11 protein-coding genes are annotated in these 17,362 nt (G+C 59.2%); 3 read left to right on the top strand and 8 right to left on the bottom strand.

Annotated elements, in window-relative coordinates:
* Nucleotides 1–48 precede the first annotated feature (48 nt).
* Nucleotides 49–777 carry a nucleotidyltransferase family protein gene (locus NKJ58_RS28710; protein ID WP_023681041.1) on the bottom strand — a complete coding sequence of 243 codons (729 nt, stop codon included), beginning with the start codon at nucleotides 775–777 and terminating at the stop codon, nucleotides 49–51.
* A 634-nt stretch (nucleotides 778–1,411) separates the two neighbouring features.
* Here NKJ58_RS28710 and NKJ58_RS28705 point away from each other — a divergent pair.
* Entirely contained in the window at nucleotides 1,412–2,089 is a 678-nt protein-coding gene (locus NKJ58_RS28705) for a LuxR C-terminal-related transcriptional regulator (protein ID WP_023670902.1), read from the top strand.
* Between the two features lie 101 nt (nucleotides 2,090–2,190).
* Here the strand turns inward: NKJ58_RS28705 and NKJ58_RS28700 are convergent, their stop codons facing one another.
* A complete protein-coding gene (locus NKJ58_RS28700; protein WP_352519614.1) occupies nucleotides 2,191–3,909 on the bottom strand; it encodes a sensor histidine kinase in 1,719 nt (572 codons plus the stop codon).
* Between the two features lie 254 nt (nucleotides 3,910–4,163).
* Here NKJ58_RS28700 and NKJ58_RS28695 point away from each other — a divergent pair, with 254 nt between their 5' ends.
* Together NKJ58_RS28695 and NKJ58_RS28690 are read left to right on the top strand one after the other, a co-directional pair.
* Nucleotides 4,164–4,841: a helix-turn-helix transcriptional regulator gene (locus NKJ58_RS28695; protein ID WP_023689781.1), complete on the top strand. Its 678-nt coding sequence runs from the start codon at nucleotides 4,164–4,166 to the stop codon at nucleotides 4,839–4,841.
* 159 nt (nucleotides 4,842–5,000) lie between these two features.
* Nucleotides 5,001–6,140 carry an NAD-dependent epimerase/dehydratase family protein gene (locus NKJ58_RS28690; RefSeq protein ID WP_081839761.1) on the top strand — a complete coding sequence of 380 codons (1,140 nt, stop codon included), beginning with the start codon at nucleotides 5,001–5,003 and terminating at the stop codon, nucleotides 6,138–6,140.
* Between the two features lie 46 nt (nucleotides 6,141–6,186).
* On the opposite strand, the gene NKJ58_RS28685 is transcribed toward NKJ58_RS28690, so the two are convergent.
* The 6 genes from NKJ58_RS28685 to NKJ58_RS28660 form a co-directional block, all read right to left on the bottom strand.
* On the bottom strand, nucleotides 6,187–7,392 hold the full coding sequence (locus tag NKJ58_RS28685; RefSeq protein WP_352561497.1) for an acyltransferase family protein: 1,206 nt from the start codon (nucleotides 7,390–7,392) through the stop codon (nucleotides 6,187–6,189).
* A 220-nt stretch (nucleotides 7,393–7,612) separates the two neighbouring features.
* Nucleotides 7,613–9,781: a polysaccharide biosynthesis C-terminal domain-containing protein gene (locus NKJ58_RS28680; protein ID WP_027048988.1), complete on the bottom strand. Its 2,169-nt coding sequence runs from the start codon at nucleotides 9,779–9,781 to the stop codon at nucleotides 7,613–7,615.
* Nucleotides 9,782–9,850: 69 nt separating this feature from the next.
* Nucleotides 9,851–12,052: a GumC family protein gene (locus NKJ58_RS28675; protein WP_352854463.1), complete on the bottom strand. Its 2,202-nt coding sequence runs from the start codon at nucleotides 12,050–12,052 to the stop codon at nucleotides 9,851–9,853.
* Between the two features lies 1 nt (nucleotide 12,053).
* Nucleotides 12,054–14,051 carry an asparagine synthase (glutamine-hydrolyzing) gene (asnB, locus tag NKJ58_RS28670; RefSeq protein WP_352854461.1) on the bottom strand — a complete coding sequence of 666 codons (1,998 nt, stop codon included), beginning with the start codon at nucleotides 14,049–14,051 and terminating at the stop codon, nucleotides 12,054–12,056.
* 1 nt (nucleotide 14,052) lies between these two features.
* The gene (locus tag NKJ58_RS28665; RefSeq protein WP_023691498.1) at nucleotides 14,053–15,312 is read right to left on the bottom strand and encodes an O-antigen ligase family protein; all 1,260 of its coding nucleotides are present in this window, start codon (nucleotides 15,310–15,312) and stop codon (nucleotides 14,053–14,055) included.
* A complete protein-coding gene (locus NKJ58_RS28660; protein WP_023727383.1) occupies nucleotides 15,309–16,535 on the bottom strand; it encodes a glycosyltransferase family 4 protein in 1,227 nt (408 codons plus the stop codon). The genes NKJ58_RS28665 and NKJ58_RS28660 overlap by 4 nt, the downstream gene beginning before the upstream one ends.
* Nucleotides 16,536–17,362: the final 827 nt, after the last annotated feature.

Below are 17,362 nucleotides of genomic sequence, written 5' to 3'. Positions count from 1 at the left end.
TTGACCTCCTGAAAGCCTTGTTAGTGGCTAGACCTCTGCATCAGACTTTCATGCGGCTGCAGCGGCAGCCGCGACCTCGATTGAGGACGACTGATCTTCCCAGGCAATTGCCTGTGCATTCTGGAAGTCATCGACACGACCGATGTCGAGCCAAAGACCGTCATGCTTGTAAACATGCACGGTCGTGCCGCCCTGCATCATCTGCAGCATCAGGTCATCGAACCCAAATGGGATCCCGGACGGAATGAACCGCAGGACATCTGGGTTCATGCAGTAAATCCCCATGCTGACGAGATGGGAAAGCGTCGGCTTTTCCCGGAAGAGCTGGACGGTATTGTCGATCTCGTCGATGACCCCGAAGTCCATCTTGATATGACGGCACGCCGTGGCGATCGTAACGGGATCCCTATGCAAGCGGTGCGCGGCTACAAACCGGCTCAGGCTTAGATCTGTGAGGACATCGCCGTTCAGAACGACAAATGTTTCGTTCAGTTCATCCCTAATCAGAGAGAGAGGTCCGACGGTGCCGAGTGGCTCCATTTCCTGGGTATATTTGATCTTCAAGTTCCATTGCGATCCGTCGCCGCAGACGCTCCGGATCAAATGTCCTAGATACCCTGTCGTAATATATACCTCTTCAATGCCGTTGCGCCGCAGCCACTTCAAAAGCAACTCAAGAACAGGCCTTGCCCCTATCGGCATTAATGGTTTCGGCAGGACCGATGTAAACGGTCGAAGGCGCGTACCCATCCCACCACATTGAATCACCGCTTTCATTCGATCCTCCTGATCTGCAGTTGGCTTTGTTCGGGATCGGTGTTCCATTGTCCGGCCAGGGCACACCCTCAAATCCGGCCAAACCTCGGCGGCAATCCGAACATCATATGCGAAAAGGTATGTGACAGCCGGGGCGGCTGTCGTCGTGCATTCGAATGGTAGGGATTCAAAACGTTCAAGGTATTAGATGGCCACGAGATCAACAGCCGATAGAAGCGCGATTGGGCACTGATCATGACGCCGATAAAAACGAAAGCAGTTGCTTTCAAGAAAGCTGCGATCCGCCAGGGCCGGACCGGCCTACAGGTCCGGCGACAGCGGGTGGCGACATACAGATGTCACATGATTACGATGGTCCTGAACAGCTGGCTTTGGACCCAGAAATGGGAAACCGGCATCGTTTTGCGGACGGGCACCGCACGCCAGGGTTAAAAATCTATGGATGAGCTTCGCAATTTAGTATTATATTAGACGTTCTGGATGTGCGTGGATGGGACGCTGCGGACATCACTGTGATGCGTTGACCAGTGGATGGCCGCCATTTTAGGACCACCACGGATTGTCGATCATAGGCGAATGGGAGGTTCCAGCGGGTTTTCTCGTCGGGAACCGAGTAACGCGTTGGGGTAGTTGCATGGCTCGGATCGTCATTGCCGACGATCACGGCTTATATCGGCGTGGTCTCCGGCTGGCACTCATGGCTGGAATTCCAAGCGCCGAAATATTCGAAGCTTCGTGTTTCGATGCCGCGGTCAATCTTTTAGAGGAGCAGGCGTCCATCGATCTTGCGATCCTCGATCTGAACATGCCTGGGCTGTTCCATCAGGAAGTGCTCAGCGACTTTATGGCTGCCTATCCTGACACTCGCTTTGCGATCGTTTCCGGGGATGATTCCCGCTCGGAGATACTGACCGCGCTTTCGATCGGACTTCACGGGTATATCGTCAAATCGCAGAGCGACGAAGAAGTCGTGCTGGCTGTAAACGAAATCCTCGCTGGCCGGATCTATGTGCCATCTCTGCTATCTCGAACGTCTGCCGACCAGAGATCGCATGCCCCCCCACCTCCGGTTCAAAATCCCAGCCGCCGGCACGAGGGCTCGGGCGACGTCGCTAGGCTGACGTCTAGACAGAAGGACGTCCTCAAGCTGATGGCAGAGGGGTACTCGAATAAGGAGATTGCCCGTAATCTGGACATTGCCGAGGCGACAACGAAAATCCATGCCGCAGCCGTGCTGCGTGAGCTTGGGGTTAGAAACCGTACCGAAGCAGCTGTGTTGCTCCAAAGCTGGCTGACGAGACAGGCGAGTTGACGTATGCCCCTCGAACCGGCCCGAGTTTGCTTGCAGGAAATCGCAGCAAAGGGCCCACACCATCGGTTAATTGGCCAATTCGGCTTCGACTTGTAGGGGCTCTATTGCAATCCAAATTCCTCAATTTCTTTGCGCGATACACGCAGCGAATATCGAAGGCCATCTTCGGTTATTTCCATATTCGGGGAATGCCCGACAAGCGGCGTGCTGTCCACACCGATTATCAGTGACCCGAACCCGCGGCGTACGACTTTTGAACTCTTCCGTCGGCCCGATTCCACCCAATCGAACACGAGGTCGTCACCTTCGTCCTCGGATGCAAATCGCCACTTAACTTCGACCTTGCCATTCGGGTCACCCAGCGCACCATGTTTCACCGAGTTTGTCGTCAACTCGTGAAGGATCATCGCCAAGCCCTCGGCGGCGCCGCTTGGCACAGTGAGGGAAGGTCCACTGATCGTAATGTCGCGTGTCTCCTTGAAGGGCTGCAATTCCCGATCCACGAGTTCATGGAGCATCCCTGACAGGTTGGCATGACGAGAAAGGATGCGATGGGTCGCCTCCAGTGTTCGAATCCAATCGATCAACATCTCCTTGTATTTGGCAACATCATTGTCGGGAATATCGATCATGTTGACCAGAGCTCTAATCACTGGAAACACATTGCTGAACCGATGGCGCTCTTCGCGCATTATGCGCTCGCGTCTCTTTACGGCGGCGCGAAGCAAAGTTGTTTGTCGACGTTCGGTCAGATCCGCCGCCACCCCGATGCGCATTTTGCGGTCGCCGTGCTCTTCCTGCCGTCCACGCAATGCAATCCAGCGTGTGTGACCATCCACTTGCCGGACACGAATCTCGACGTCATAGTTCAATGCCGATGAAGGCTTTGCCGAGGCGGACAGCTTCGGCCAGTCGACCGGATGGATTACGGCCGAGAGTTCTTCCAAGCGGCGGACTGGGGCCGGGGGCAGACCAAGAATGTCCCAGAACTTGCCGGAGCCGGCGACTGTCCCATCCTCAATGTCTATTTGCCATGTGCCCAGGCGCCCGGCAGATACGGCGAGATCGAGCCATTCCTTCTGAGCCCGAAGGGCCTCGCGTGCCGCTTGTCGCTCGGAAATGTCGTCAACCACCGCGAATACGCTCTCATTTGGCGCCTCGTCCGGCCGCGACGAAGACAGGGCCAGGTGAGCCCAGAATGCCGTGCCATCCTTGCGCAAAACGCGGATATCCGTAGCAGACGCGGTCCCAGTGCCCAAATCTTGCAAAAGTTTCCGCACAGTACCTCGATCGTCGGGGACAATGAGTTCCTCCAGCTCGAGTTGGGCAAGTTCCTTGTGCGCGTAGCCGGTCATCTCCAAAAGCCGTCTGTTCGACTGCAGCAGTTCGCCATGGCGATTGGTATTAGCAAAGCCCAAGGCGGCAGCGTCGATGGCACCGAGCCTCGCTTCTGCCACCCTGAGCGCACCATGCAGATCTTGTCGCAGGCGGTGGAACACAGCTGCGATCAGGCTACCCGAACCCAGAAGGAAGACGGCCCCGGTCCAGTCTCCACCAGTGAGGTGACCGTCCAACAGGTGTCGCATCCACAAGCCGGCGACTGCCATCAGAAGCGTTGCTGCGATGGCAACAAAACGGCCCTCAAGATACACGATGACAACGGTTATGGGGATAAACGCAACAAGCGGCAACGGCTGGCCGCCATATACCGTACTTATCGCCTCGAATGCTATCGATGCTGCAAACACCAAAAGCGAAGCTAGATGAGCCCACGTAGTGCTCGACACATTCGATTTGAGCCAGCGCAGGTCCGAACCCATGCGCAAAGACTACAACTTTCGGTCTAGTCCGTCGAGACTAGGCCGAAGGGGTGGCACCTAATCCCAATGCCCGATTGCCATGACTTTGCCGGCGAATAAAATCATGGTGTCAGGAGCGCTCTTCAGAAAGATATATCCAAGAGACGCTGCGGAAAAACCATTCGCAGATTTCTCGCAGTATGTGGAAATTCAAGTTGAAGCAGCAACTTCATCAGATTTGATTTGCGTCAGTAGCAATGGGTTGGGTGGAAGCGATGACACTGATTGAAACGCGAAACGATGCGCTTGCAGGCAGGCAATACATTGTATTGAACGATACCCGCCACGAAAGGCCGATAAGCCTTGTGGACCGGCCGGACGCAAGGGTCGGCGGATCTCGACGACGCAGCCTGGAATCCATCACCGGCATGCTTGATCGTATGGGTTGCGGCTATCTCGTCCTGGACCGAGACAAGAAAGTAATAGAATGGAACGCTGCCGCTCGGGACACCCTCGCACGCCAGGGCGAAGCAACTGATACAGCCGTCGAGCTTGCTGCCGGGTTGAGGCGGCTGGTCGCGAATGTTCCGGTCCACCTCCAGCCGGGCTCACTCTCATGGGTAGTGATCCACAGCAGAGGCGACAGGCCGGTGACCATGAACGAGACGGGCGTCGTTACACCGGACGGGACAACCGTCGTCGCATTGCTGGACCGGGATAACAAATCGGCGGCCAACCCTCGCACGTTGCAAAGGATGTTCGGTTTGACCAGCGCGGAAACGCAGTTGGCGCTACGCCTCGCCCATGGCGACGCGCCCTTGGAGATCGCCCGTAGCTGGCATCTCAGTCGCACGACTATTCGCTCTCAGCTCGCCTCGCTGTTCGCCAAGACCGACACGAGGCGTCAGGCGGAACTAGTGGCTCTTTTGGGGCGCATTTCGGTTTTGCCATGAGAAATCGACTGCTGTCTGCATCCGCTTTGATTCAGACAGCGGCGGCCCGCATTGAGCGCGCTGTCGCGTAGATCACAAGGCCGGCGGCGCCATTTCCGATCGTTCAAGCGCTGCCGAGATGGCGCGGAACGCGGAACCTGGAAACGGGAGTGACTTGCCATGGCCGAAGCAGATTCGAAGGTCAACAAGCTGGCGGATATCGTTCACGGGCTGCAGGATGGTGCTGCGTCGACCCTTACGCACACGGGGCCGATCATCGTCACGGGCGCCGCTGGGTTCATCGGATTTCATGTTGCGTTACGCCTTTTGCGGCTCGGCGCCGAGGTCATCGGCGTCGACAACTTCACGCCTTACTACGACCTGAAGCTGAAGGAGGCGCGATCTACACGGCTCTGCGCCGAGCCGAGGTTCACGCCGATGCGCTTCGACCTGGCGGACCGGTCGCTGGTGAAAGCGCTGTTCTGCGAATTCCAGCCATCGCACTTCGTGCATCTGGCCGCCCAGGCCGGGGTACGTCATTCGCTCGTGGACCCGCATGCCTATGTGGAGTCAAACATAGTCGCATTTCTCAACGTTCTGGAGGGCTGCCGACACGCCGGCGTCAGCCATCTCGTTTATGCCTCGTCGAGCTCCGTATATGGTGCCAATCGACGCATACCCTTTTCCGAGCATCATGGTGCCAATCATCCGGTGAGCTTCTACGCCGCCACCAAGGCCGCCAACGAGTGCATGGCGCATTCCTACAGCCATCTGTTCGGCTTGCCCGCAACCGGACTGCGCTTCTTCACCGTCTATGGTCCCTGGGGCAGGCCCGACATGGCTGTCTATACTTTCACCCATGCCATCGCCGAGGGCCGAACGATCGAAATCGCCAATGCCGGGCGCGTATGGCGGGATTTCACCTATATCGACGACATCGTAGAGGGGGTTGTTCGCGTGCTCGCCAAACCACCGTGTCAGGATCCCGATTGGGACGGTCGCGCTGCCGATCCTGCCACCAGCTCGGCGCCGTATCGGCTGTACAATATCGGCAATGATCGGCCGGAAGAAATCAACCATCTGATAGCGCTCATCGAGACGGCGCTTGGTCGCCGGGCCGTTCGCGTCAACGTACCTTTACCGCCAGGTGACGTCCTGGAAACCCGCGCCGATGTCAGGGACCTGCGCCGCGCCGTTGGCTTCGCACCGGCGACAACACTGGAGGACGGCGTGCAACGTTTCGTGGAATGGTATCGGGAATTCCATGCACGCCCTGTCGGACAGGTGCGACCAGCTGGCCTTCCGGCAACGGCATTGTGAGCACAACAGCGGCATTTCCTTGGTGTGGCAGGGTCGCGGCTCGCCTTCAATCCGTCTTGGGATACGCCGGCAATGGAAGGGACCCAAGCTGCCGTCCTGTGCCGTGCCCGACCCCCAAAAGGCGCCGCGCATGGCGGGTGAGCGGCTTCTCGAACAGACGGTGGATGATAAATGCCACGCCCACGGTTATCGCCAAGGCGGAACCGATGAAGGCCCACGGGCCGAGCACAAAGATCAAGCCTGTACGCCAGAACAATATGCGCATGGCGCGGATCACGAATGGATGCATGAGGTAAAGAGCGTATGACGCATCGCCAACGCCAGCGGCCCACCTCGCCGCCAGGCTGTCATGCCTCAGTTTACCCGGGGGTGCCAAGGCAGCACTCCAAACAATTAGAGACGCCGGAATGCCATACACAACAGAGCGACCAAAGCCGGCCGAGATATCGGGAAACGCCGCCGCAAGCATCAGGGCACCCAGTCCCGTTGCGGCCATACAGGCCCTGATTGGGCCGGAAGGCCGCAGGCCTGAGGCGCACATGACCCCGATCATCGCGCCGAAAGCGAATTCGAGGATGATCGGATTGGTCCAGAAACCCCAGGGCTCAGGCAAAGGAGCCCCAAGAGCGCCCGAGAGCACCATCCCAACCAGGATCGCGAGCAGGACCGTAACTGCCCACCGCATGGGCAGCACGATCGTCGCCGTGAACAGCACGTAAAACAGCATCTCATAATTGAGCGTCCAACCCAACTCGTAGACCGGCTGAACGACGCCGTCAGGGCGACTGGCCGGAACGAATAAGTAGGATTCGACTACAAACCTGAAATCGACGTAGCTCTGGTTGAGAAGATTTGGGGCGGCCACCGCTACCGCAATGTAGAGCGAGGTGAGCGCCCAATATAGCGGGACAATTCGCGCGATCCGGCGGGAAATGAAGAGACGCGCGCCCCCGGGCTTTGCGAACAGCTGTCGCGACGTATGCACCATGATAAGCCCGGAAATCACGAAGAAAATATCGACTCCAGCGCTCCATGGTATCGGATTCCAGCTCTGAAAGGTGCGGCCTGCCTGTAATTCCAGGGTGGCCGCATCATGCTGGGCGTGTCGCAGCGCGACCGAACTAGCCGCGAGGGCGCGCAGGACCTGGACCTGGGTGAGGGTTTCGCGTTGGCTGCGCTCGACAGGCGTCGATCTCTCCGAGCGACGGCGCACTGCAGGCGCCGAGGCGCTCGCCATTCGGGCTTGTTCCATGGATGCTCCGCAGATTGTGAGCACACCGTGGTGCACCTCCGAAACTGATGCATCCTTCAAATGACGGACACCGCCCGCAAAGTATCGGCTGCCCGCGGGGAGCGGGTGTCCGGAACAGGTATACGCCGAAGCGTCTGCGCAGCCCTATGGCCTTTGTGCGATCCGGGCTTCGTGACTTCCTGCCCGAACGACGGCGATCACCGTAGCGAAAACAGTGGTCTCATTTGCTCGCCCTCAAGAACCAATGCCATTGACGGGCATCGACCGCGCTCGGCCTCATCGACAGCAAGGCAAAAACCAAGCCTGGCATGATTTTCAGTCGCTTGCGGATATAAACGGCCATGGCAATGCTCCAGATGCTCAGTGCAAGTGCCACACCCACCGCAGCGCCAAGCAGGCCGTACACCGCAACTCCGGCTGCACAGGCAATTATATTGGCCACAGCACCCGCTACCATCGTCGTTGCCGCAGCCCATTCATTTCCAGTCATGGTCAGGAGATTCTGTTGGGGCCCGCACAGCGCGACAAAGACATATCCCAAAATCAGAACCCGTGCGATCGGCGCTCCCGCGCTATAACCCTCACCGAAATAGCTCAAGAACGGCTCGACTATCACCATCATTGGGACGGCCACCAGGATGGCACCGCCAGCAGAAAGCAGGGTTGCGCGCGCGAACAGCTGTTGTAGGCCTCTGCGATCGCCTCTGACGTAGAGATCGGCTGCTGTTGGCGAAAACATGGTTGCCACGGCGATACGGGACAGGCCCACGAGCATCGCGACATTCAAGGCCAGCGCGAAAATACCCGCTTCAGCAATATGGCTTGTCCAGCCCAAAACCAGGACTCCTGCCCGACTGACGAAAACATCGAGCCCAGTGATGAGCATGAGCGGGGGGACGGCAAGCCACCATTCCCTCGAGGCATAACTTGGCTTGGCGTGTCCCAGGCCGGGTGGTTCAAACCTCCTAGCGATGATGAACACCAGCGCCGCTGTGAAAGCGGAACTCACAAGCACCGCCAGCGTCACCGAGGGCGCATCCACTGTTCGAAATCCCGACAATGCCAGGAGCGCTACCAACACGAGCAGGAGCCCGTCTCGCATGATGCGCTCCGGCAACAACGCCGAGACAACGCCGCCGAAAGCACGCACAAGCGTGGCTCCGAGAGCATAGGCCGTAACCAAGGGCACAGCCATCATGCCGAGCACGATGCTTGTCTCAAGCCCTCTTTCCGTTGGATCTGAAAGGAACAGGACGGACGCAGCGCCGATCATCCCGAACAAGGTTGCCGCTATCAGCGATCTCTGCAGCGCGAATCTTATCACGCCGCGGGCCAGATCAAGCCTGCCACTGGCCCTATAGGCCGGGAGGAAACGCAACAATGATACATTAAAACCAAGCGTTGCCAGATAGGCGAGCACTGACGTCCAAGCCTGAACGTAGGAATAGATGCCGTAGTTGTGAGGTCCGATAAGGCGTGCAATTGCCAACTGGGCAAGACTGGTCAAACCAGCGCCACCAATATAGATCAGCAAGGCGAATATGCTTGCCCAAGCGAGCCGCGAGCCCATGTCCTTGTTGCGCGGCGGTGCGGTTGCTGAACCAGTTACATCTGCGCGATGAGCCGGCAACTCAATTTGCTTTTCGCCGACCGCCCTATCGAAGCGCGACAATGCAGAAAGTATTTGTCTCTCAATCCGACAAATACTTTTAAAGGTCGATGGACCATCGGTGTTTTCGACGGAGATGATTTCCCGGCCAGATGTTGTCAGGAGGTCATGCATCGCTTCAAAAACGGCGAACGAGCGCATGTTCACGTTCAAGTCGGCCTCGAAAATCCGTTCCGCCGGCGGCTCAAGCTCCATCCGCCGACGAAGGCGACTTTCCACGACCGCAGCTGGCACCAAGAGCCTGACGGTGAGATCGGCCGCCGGTGCGAGGCTGAGCGCCTTTTCCAGCGCTCTGGGGTTGGTGCTCCCATTAAACATCGCAAGCGAACCAATCGCTTGAACATATCCTTGATCGAAAATTATAATTTCGGGCGATTGCTCAGCAGACTTCCAGCAACGCGAAAGGTGCAGGATGTATCGCCAGATTCGCGCGCGCCAAATTCGGTTTCTTGGCGGTATCATCCTCACCATTGCAAAGGAATTGGAAATATCATCGGCTCGCCCTGCCGAAAAAAGCAGTATTCTGGAGGTTGAAAATATCGCCGATACGATCCGTGATATGAATAGAAAGATTCCGAGGTCATATTTGGCGGCCCTGGTGCTTGGCTTGTAGCTGAGAGCGACCTTGGCGTGATAGCCTTTCCCGCGCAGCTGCTGCGCAAGCGCATGTGCGAAGGTTGTTTTGCCGGATCCTGGAGGTCCGAAAAATTCAATGATCATCGTGTAGCTGGCTCGATTTAGGGGCGCGATCGCTCCCTGGAGCTTCTGTTGAAGATCGCACACGCATCTTCAAACCCTCTCCAACAGAAGATCGGCGTTGTCTCCGAGCCTGGAGCCGGCTAGCCTCTTCAGGTTCACCCGGGTGAGCACACTCCCTACTGGAACGGTGGCGGATCCGCCGGCCCCTATTGCATCCAGAGCACCACGGGCAATGCTGCGCCTCGTCCTTGCCCAGCGAACGGCAAAAAGCACCGAATCGGCCCAGCGCTTAAGCAGCCTGGTTTCAGGCCCCCCGAGGCCCAGGGGACCGTTCATGATGACCACGTCGTAGGCCGAACGCAGCTCCTCGGTGAACTGGCATTTGTCGACGGTGGACAGAAGCGTCAGGAGATCATCGGAAGGTGCTGGAGCGGCCATGAGGTCGATACCGATTTCCGGCATCCTCGTGATTGCATCCTTCAGCACGCAACGTTCATTCACATAGTCGCCGAAGGAGTTCCGGGCCTTGTCGGTGCTGAATTCACCACGAAACCCGTTCGTGAGCCGTACATCCTTGCGATCGAGATCGAGGAAAAGCACTCTTCCTCCCAGCCGCGTTGCCGCCAGCGCCAGGCTCCATGCCAACTCGGTCTTGGCATCGTCCTGGATGCTGGACGTCACGAGAATGATATGCGGCGGCTGCCGCTTCCCCTGAGTTGGCGCCGCAGTGACGAGCAGCGAAGTCACGGCGCGGCTGAACGGCAAGTTCTGCTGGCTCAGAACCAGATGCCGCAGCTTTCTGGCATTAAGTCCCGCAACCCTGGGAAGCAGTCCTACGCACGGGACCCCAAGCTCGGCCTCGGCTTCGGCTTCACTGCGCAAGGTTTGGTTGAAACCGTTGCGGACCAGGACAATGACCGCCCCCATGAGACCAAAGACGACCATGCCGGGGGGAATCAGGAAAATCGGCGACAACGTCACGGGGGTCGACGGCGGCCAGGCGGTCGAAAGGACCGCTACGCCTGGCGAAGGAGCGGCGATGCGACGTATCAGATCCTGCTGCCGGCTCAGGAGTTCGTTGTAATGCTGCGTCACGATGGCTACCCTAGGCTCAAGGGAACGCAGCCCCGAAAGTTGGCTCGCCGTGTCGGCCACGGCCGCGTCGAGCATCGCCTTGCGACTTTCAAGAGCCGTAGCCTGAGACCGGTAGACATTTGCCTCGGCAGCGATTCGGGCAACGCTTTGCTCCATTTCGCGGGCGATCGCGTTGCGCAGATCGCCGTCGGCGGCGGCACCCGACTGGCGTGTCACCAGGTCCGTCAACACGGGCGACCCGATTTCTTCAGCGATGGCCGTGACCGGGGCGCCCGCCTTGCGCAGGTCCTCAATACGGCGAAGGCGCGCTTCCGACGCGGAAAGACTGGCTTTCGATAGGAATATCTGCCGGCCGAGTTCCGCTGTCTCACTGGCTGCGTTGTTGGCCGCAGTCTGATCGACGGCGCCATGCGTGAGCCGGTATGTCTCCAGCCGATCTGTCGCTTCGACAAGATCCCTTTGTACTTGCGGAAGGCTGGCGACTATCGAATCCAGATTAACCTGATCCGATGCCCGGCTTTTTTGTACCAGATCTTGAATGTAGACCTGGGCAAACGTGTTCGCGACAAGTGCCGCACGCGCCGGACTTGGATCGGTGAAGCCGATGGTGATGACGCGTGATCGCAGCTCTTGTCCGACCCTCATTCCGTTGCGTAGCGCCTTCAGTTCGGGCGCGTCCGCTGCGTCCGGATTTTCCGCCACCGTGTTATCCTGTCTCCAGGCCCTGCTCAGGAGATCGATGAGGAACGAGCCAGCCGCGGGCGGGACGGCATTGACGACGGTCTTTCCGTTACCGTCGACTGGTTGGGCTTTGCGGAGTGCTGCCAGGACCCGACGCAGGTGGCCTTGCGAGGAGAGCATCGTCAGATGATCATCGATGTTCGATTCCAGCGAGTCCTGGGCGGATGCCACGCCGCCCGAAGCACTGCTGCTCGGGGCATCGATAATGACCTGGGTCGTTGCCTCGAACAGCACCGGGCGGGTGAAGCCTGCCAGTCCGGCCAGGATGCCGCCCAGAAGGGCCATGGCAAGCAAGAACCATTTTCGCGTCGTCAGGATGATGACGAGCTGGTGGAAGGGTGACGATTGCGTTGGCTCGCGTGGCGGCCGCATCAAGCGCAGATTGGTTTCAAGTGTCCCAACTTCCATCTGCTTGGCGCGCGGACGCCGGGCGCGGTTGGCTATGGAACCTTCCATCTCAATCCCCTGTCAGTTCGATATGGTAAGAAGGGTGCGTGGCGACCGTCGATGGCCGCATGGCTTCGTTGCGCCACGCCTGAAACATGAGCACCGGCCACAGGTCGCGGAAATTATCTTGGCTTCCATGCAGATGATTGCGCCAGCATGCGTCGACCTTCTCACGGTCGATGACCCCGTCCCCGGAGCGGCCGATCGTGGCAATGATATCGGTTGCCCAGCCGCGCAAGGGCCCTTTCAACCAAGTCCCGACCGGAACGTCGAAACCTTGCTTGGGCCGGTCGACCAGTCGGCGTGGTACATAACGATCAAGCAGTCGGCGAAGCAACCATTTGCCCTTCCCGTTTCGGACTTTGGCACGGGCTGGCAAGCGCCAGGCGAATTCAACGACGCGATGGTCCAGGATCGGGCATCGCCCCTCGAGGCTGTTGGCCATGGTGGCTCGATCGAGCTTCACCAAAATGTCGCCCGGTAGATAGCCTGTCATGTCGGCGAATAGGAGACGCGAGAGCAGGCCGTCGAGCTTTGTGGTGTCGGTAGGTGCTGTCGACGGCTTGCGATGAACAAGGTCGTTGGCTGAAGATTTTGTCAGTTGCAGAAAGAGTTCGTCCTCATCTCGCGCCGCGAGCAGGCGGGCAAGGCGAGCCAGGCGGTCACCGCGCAAGCCATGCCGCATATTCGCCGAAAGCGGCAGATTGCCGAAGATATCTTTCTGAGAGGCTTGGGCCAGCAACCCAGCCCCCGATGCCAACAGCCGGCGAAATGACAATGGCAGCTCATGCTGCTTTGTGAGGCGGGTTGCCAGGAAGTGTCGAGAATAGCCTGCGAAGCACTCGTCGCCGCCATCGCCTGAAAGCGCCACGGTTACGTGTTGCCGCGCGAGGCGCGACACCAGCAGCGTCGGTATCTGCGATTCATCGGCAAACGGCTCGTCCCAAATCCGGGGCAGCTCCGGAATGACCTCAAGCGCGGCAGCCGGCGAGAGATGAAGTTCCGTATGATCGGTGCCCAGATGCCGAGCAACCGCGGCCGCATGGGGAGCTTCATCAAACCCACCTTCCCCGAACGCTATGGTGAACGTCCGAACGGGGTTTCGGGACTGTGCCTGCATCAGGGCGACGACAGTCGAGCTGTCGATCCCGCCCGACAGAAAGGCGCCCAGCGGCACATCTGCAACCATTCGTTCCTTGACGGCCAGTCGGAGCAGGCTGTCGAGCTCGGTCGCGAGGTCCTCGTCGCTGGCGGCTATCGGATCGCGCTGTCCCTTGCCGGCGACATCGGCCAGCGACCACCAAGGGTGAATGCGATGCGCAAGCGAACCGGTGCCTCGGGCGTCGGCGAATTGCGCCGCAGTGACCGACAGGACTGAACCAGGCGGCAACTTGAACACGCCCTGCCAAATGCAACGGTCATCCGGCACCCAGCCGTTGGAAACCATCGTCGTCGCCGCATCGACATCGAGTTCCGGGATGAAGCCTGGGAAGCAAGTGATCGCCTTCAGCTCCGAGGCGAAGACAAGCGCGTCACGTGTCAAGGCGACATAGAGTGGCTTCTTGCCCATTCGGTCGCGGGCAAGCTGAAGCGTTCGGTTCTCCAGGTCCCACAGCCCGAAAGCAAACATGCCAGCGAAGCGCGCGAGGGCTGCATCAAGGCCCCAGCTTTCGATCGCGCACAGCATGACCTCCGTGTCGCTGGCGCCGCGGAAATGATGGCCCGCCCCTTCCAGTTCACGGCGCAGATCGCGAAAATTGTATATCTCGCCATTGAACGTGATGACATACCGACCGCTCGCGGAGAGCATTGGCTGGCGACCCGCTTCGGACAGGTCGACGATGGCCAGTCGCCGGTGGCCGAAGGCTACCCCCCCTTCACGGCTCACCCAGAAGGCCTCACCGTCAGGTCCGCGATGACGAAGCGTCGTCGCCATCGGTTCGATGGCCCTGAGCGCACTTGCGTTGGCTGCATCGGGCGCCAACAAAATTCCGGCGATCCCACACATTCTAGCATCTCCTCTGGCGAACAATCGCGGGGATCGCTTCCGGCGTCCCGGCGGCAAGGCAGAGGGTCAGACAGAACCACACGATCGGATGGCGGATGACCAAATGCGGAGCACTGAAAACGGCGATCGATGCCACGAGCGCCACGAGAGCGTCCAGCTTCGCCCGCCAGGCGGACAACGCAGCCGAGCCGAAGATCCACATCAGGGCTAGAACCGAAATCAGGCCGCCCTGAGTGTAGAGATCCAGGATGGTGCTGTGCGCCTCGAAGGGCCGCGGCAAAAACTGTTGATTGACCACGGGCGGACTATCTAGATGCGGGCCCGGACCCAGTCCAAGCGATCCCGATCGTGCCCCCTTCTCCAAGGCTGCATTCCAGAGGTAGAGGCGAAGCGCCGCGGTTTGGGCAGTCGCTTCCCCGCCCTTGTCTTTGGTCAGGCTCTTGGCGAAGTCTTCGGCGCTGGAGGCCTCGCTGAGGGCATAGGGCGCTATAGACAGGGCCAGCGGCAGGAAGCCAACGGCCATCAGGACGGCAAGCTGCCTTGAAAGGCTCGCCTTATTGCCGTCGCTCGCCAGCCAGGCCCGGACCCGCAGCCCGAGAAGGATCAGACAAGCCAGGACCGTGGTATAAAGGTAGGTATCGCTTTTTGTCAGCCTTCCGACGTAAACGGTGAATATGAGGCTGCATAGGGCAAGGCATCTTCCCCATTTATTGCTGGTGGTTGTGGCAAGATGCAAGGCCAGTGGACCGAGTAGGGCGCAGTAGAGCGCAAGCTGGTTCGGATTGTCGGACCACCCGCAGAAGCGGTCCCAGTACCAGGGTTCGACCCCAGCCTGATGGAGCCAGCCGAAACCAAGCCCTACCTGAATGATGAAGCCCGCATTCGCGACAGCAACCATCCACCAGGCGATACGACGCAAACGGAAAGACGCGTTGGGCTCCGCAGCGGCCAGACAGGTGACGCACGCCAACAGCACATAGGCCAGCGTGTCGTGCAACAACGGATCCAGGAACAACGTGGTTGTCAGAAAACCGATGATGTAACCCACGCCCATGGCAAGCGCCAGGATCAGCCAGAAAAGCCCAAGCTTGGCCAGTGCCGGCGTAACCTCCAGTTGGCCGCCAGCAAGGATTCGCGTCATCGACAGCATTATCCAGAGCGTGAGGCACAGTTCGCTGTAGCCGAAGGGCAGCCCTGGGATGCTGAGTTGCGCCGCGTAGGACATCGCGACGCCGAAGGCCAGAAGCGCATCACGCATCATTGCCGCGCCTCGCCCAGTCGATGGGGGCTCGGCACCGCCTCTTCCCTCGGATTCGCCTGCGCAGCTTGAACAAGCCTGCTGCGATATCTGCCACCCAGGATTGTCTTGTACAGGTCGCAATACTGGTCGATGACCCACGACAACGAGAACCGCTCCCGCACGAATCCGACGGAACGGCTCCCCATGGTCTTGCCACGGGCGGGGTCGGAAAGAATATCGACTATCCGGGAGGCCAAGCCATCCGCATCGCGCGGCGCCACGAGATAGCCGTTCCAGCCATCCTCAACCACATCGTTGCAGCCCGGCATGTTGGAGGCGACGATCGGTAATCCGGACAATCCCGCCTCCAGCAGGACACGCGGAATTCCCTCGCGATATTGCGTCGGAAACGCAAACAGATCCGCCATCCCCAGGAGGGCTGGAATGTCGCGCCTTGGCCCCAATGCGACAACGTGGGGAACATGGCGCTCGATATCGGCTCTGCTGACGGCAAACGGACCTTCGGAGTCTTGCGGGCCGACAAGTACGAAACGCGCGTTGGGCCTCTCGCGGATAACGCGAGGAACCGCCTCGATGAGGGTTGGAATCCCCTTCTGCCGCGTGAGCCGACCGACAAATATTATGACCTGGGCCGATTGTAGGCCAAGTTCCTCGCGCATCGTGGCAGCCGAAGGACCACGATACCTTGCCATCGAGAATGCATCGGGGTCGATGCCAGAACTCCGGATCAGTCGCCCTTTGCCGCGAGCCACCAGCCGGTAGCGCTCGAAGAAGGCCTGATCATCACTATTCTGGAAGACGGTCATGGCTGTCCAACGAGACGCCACCCCCTGAAGGCCGCAAAAGAAAGGACGCAATGCCAGGGCCCGCGGCTCCCGCGACGAGAATGTCCAACCAAGCCCGTTGATGGTGCGAACGACGGGAACGTGCCCGCGCACCGCCAGTGGAGTTAGGAGATTGGGCTTGGTGTCGAAACTTTGAATGATGTCCGGACGCAGTTCGGACATCAGTTCACGGATCGCGCTGACAGCACCCCATTCTGCACCGCCGCTGCCAAAGCGGTCGAACCCGAATCGGCGATGGGCAATGCCATGGGGTGAAAAGGCGGCTCCGAGATCACTCGAAACGGCAGTGACTTGAAAACCCCTTTCGCGAAGCGCCAAAAGAAACGGGATTCTTAGTCTATGATCCTCGCCGCCAACGCAAACCAGATGCGGACTCATCCTGTCGCTCCTGGATGCGATACCAATCGCTTAAAACAGCTGATCCTATCCGCGGTTTCCATGGCCGGTTTCATCGCCCCTGAACACACAACAGCCAGTCCCACGCTAGGAGGAGGCTTTCGTGCTGTCCTCGTCTGTTTGCATGAAGCAAGCTGATCAACGATGCGGCAATGCAGCCACAATCGCTGTCGCCTCGGTCAGTGCGTTGGATCATCCGGTCTGACGGTGCAAGGACGACATCTTCGCGTACGACACGGCGGGCCGGATATAAAAAAGGGCTGTGTTCGAAAGGTCCGCGCGCCGCGTTCAAAGCAACTTCCGCCCGCCTTCTCTCGCCGGATCAACATCGCGACCAGGCGGTGTGATGACTCGCACCGCCAGTTCTCCCGATCGCTTCGTCTGGAAACAGGCTTTCACCCGGTCTCTGGATATGGTCGGACCCACCAGCCGCATCTTCCCGCGGCTAGGCGACCGCGTTGAGGAGCATCGAGCGGCTGCAATGGGAGGCTTCGCCAGGACGCGGTTCCTTTTGCGGTCTGAGCTCGAATAAATCCTGCGGAAGCGCGCATTTGGGCGGTGGCTCGCGCAACCGAAGCGCGCATTGGCCGATTGCCGCCACTGCAAATGCGCAGGCGCTCCGGCAGACTTCGCTGCAATGCTTTCGTTGCAGGCTTGAGCGCCCGACATACTTGGATCATCTACAAACCTCTGACGCAAGCGTAGCATCGAGGCTGTTGTGTTTTCCGGACGATGATCAAAGATTCTATCAAGGGACGCCGGTATTTGATTTGTCGCTAATGGATCCTTTCCCTAGGCAGGTGTGGGGC

The sequence above is a fragment of the Mesorhizobium sp. M0139 genome (assembly GCF_040322455.1).
Lineage (GTDB): Bacteria > Pseudomonadota > Alphaproteobacteria > Rhizobiales > Rhizobiaceae > Mesorhizobium.
The sequence above is the reverse complement of the archived record's forward strand: the minus strand, read 5'-3'. Positions and strand labels throughout refer to the sequence as shown.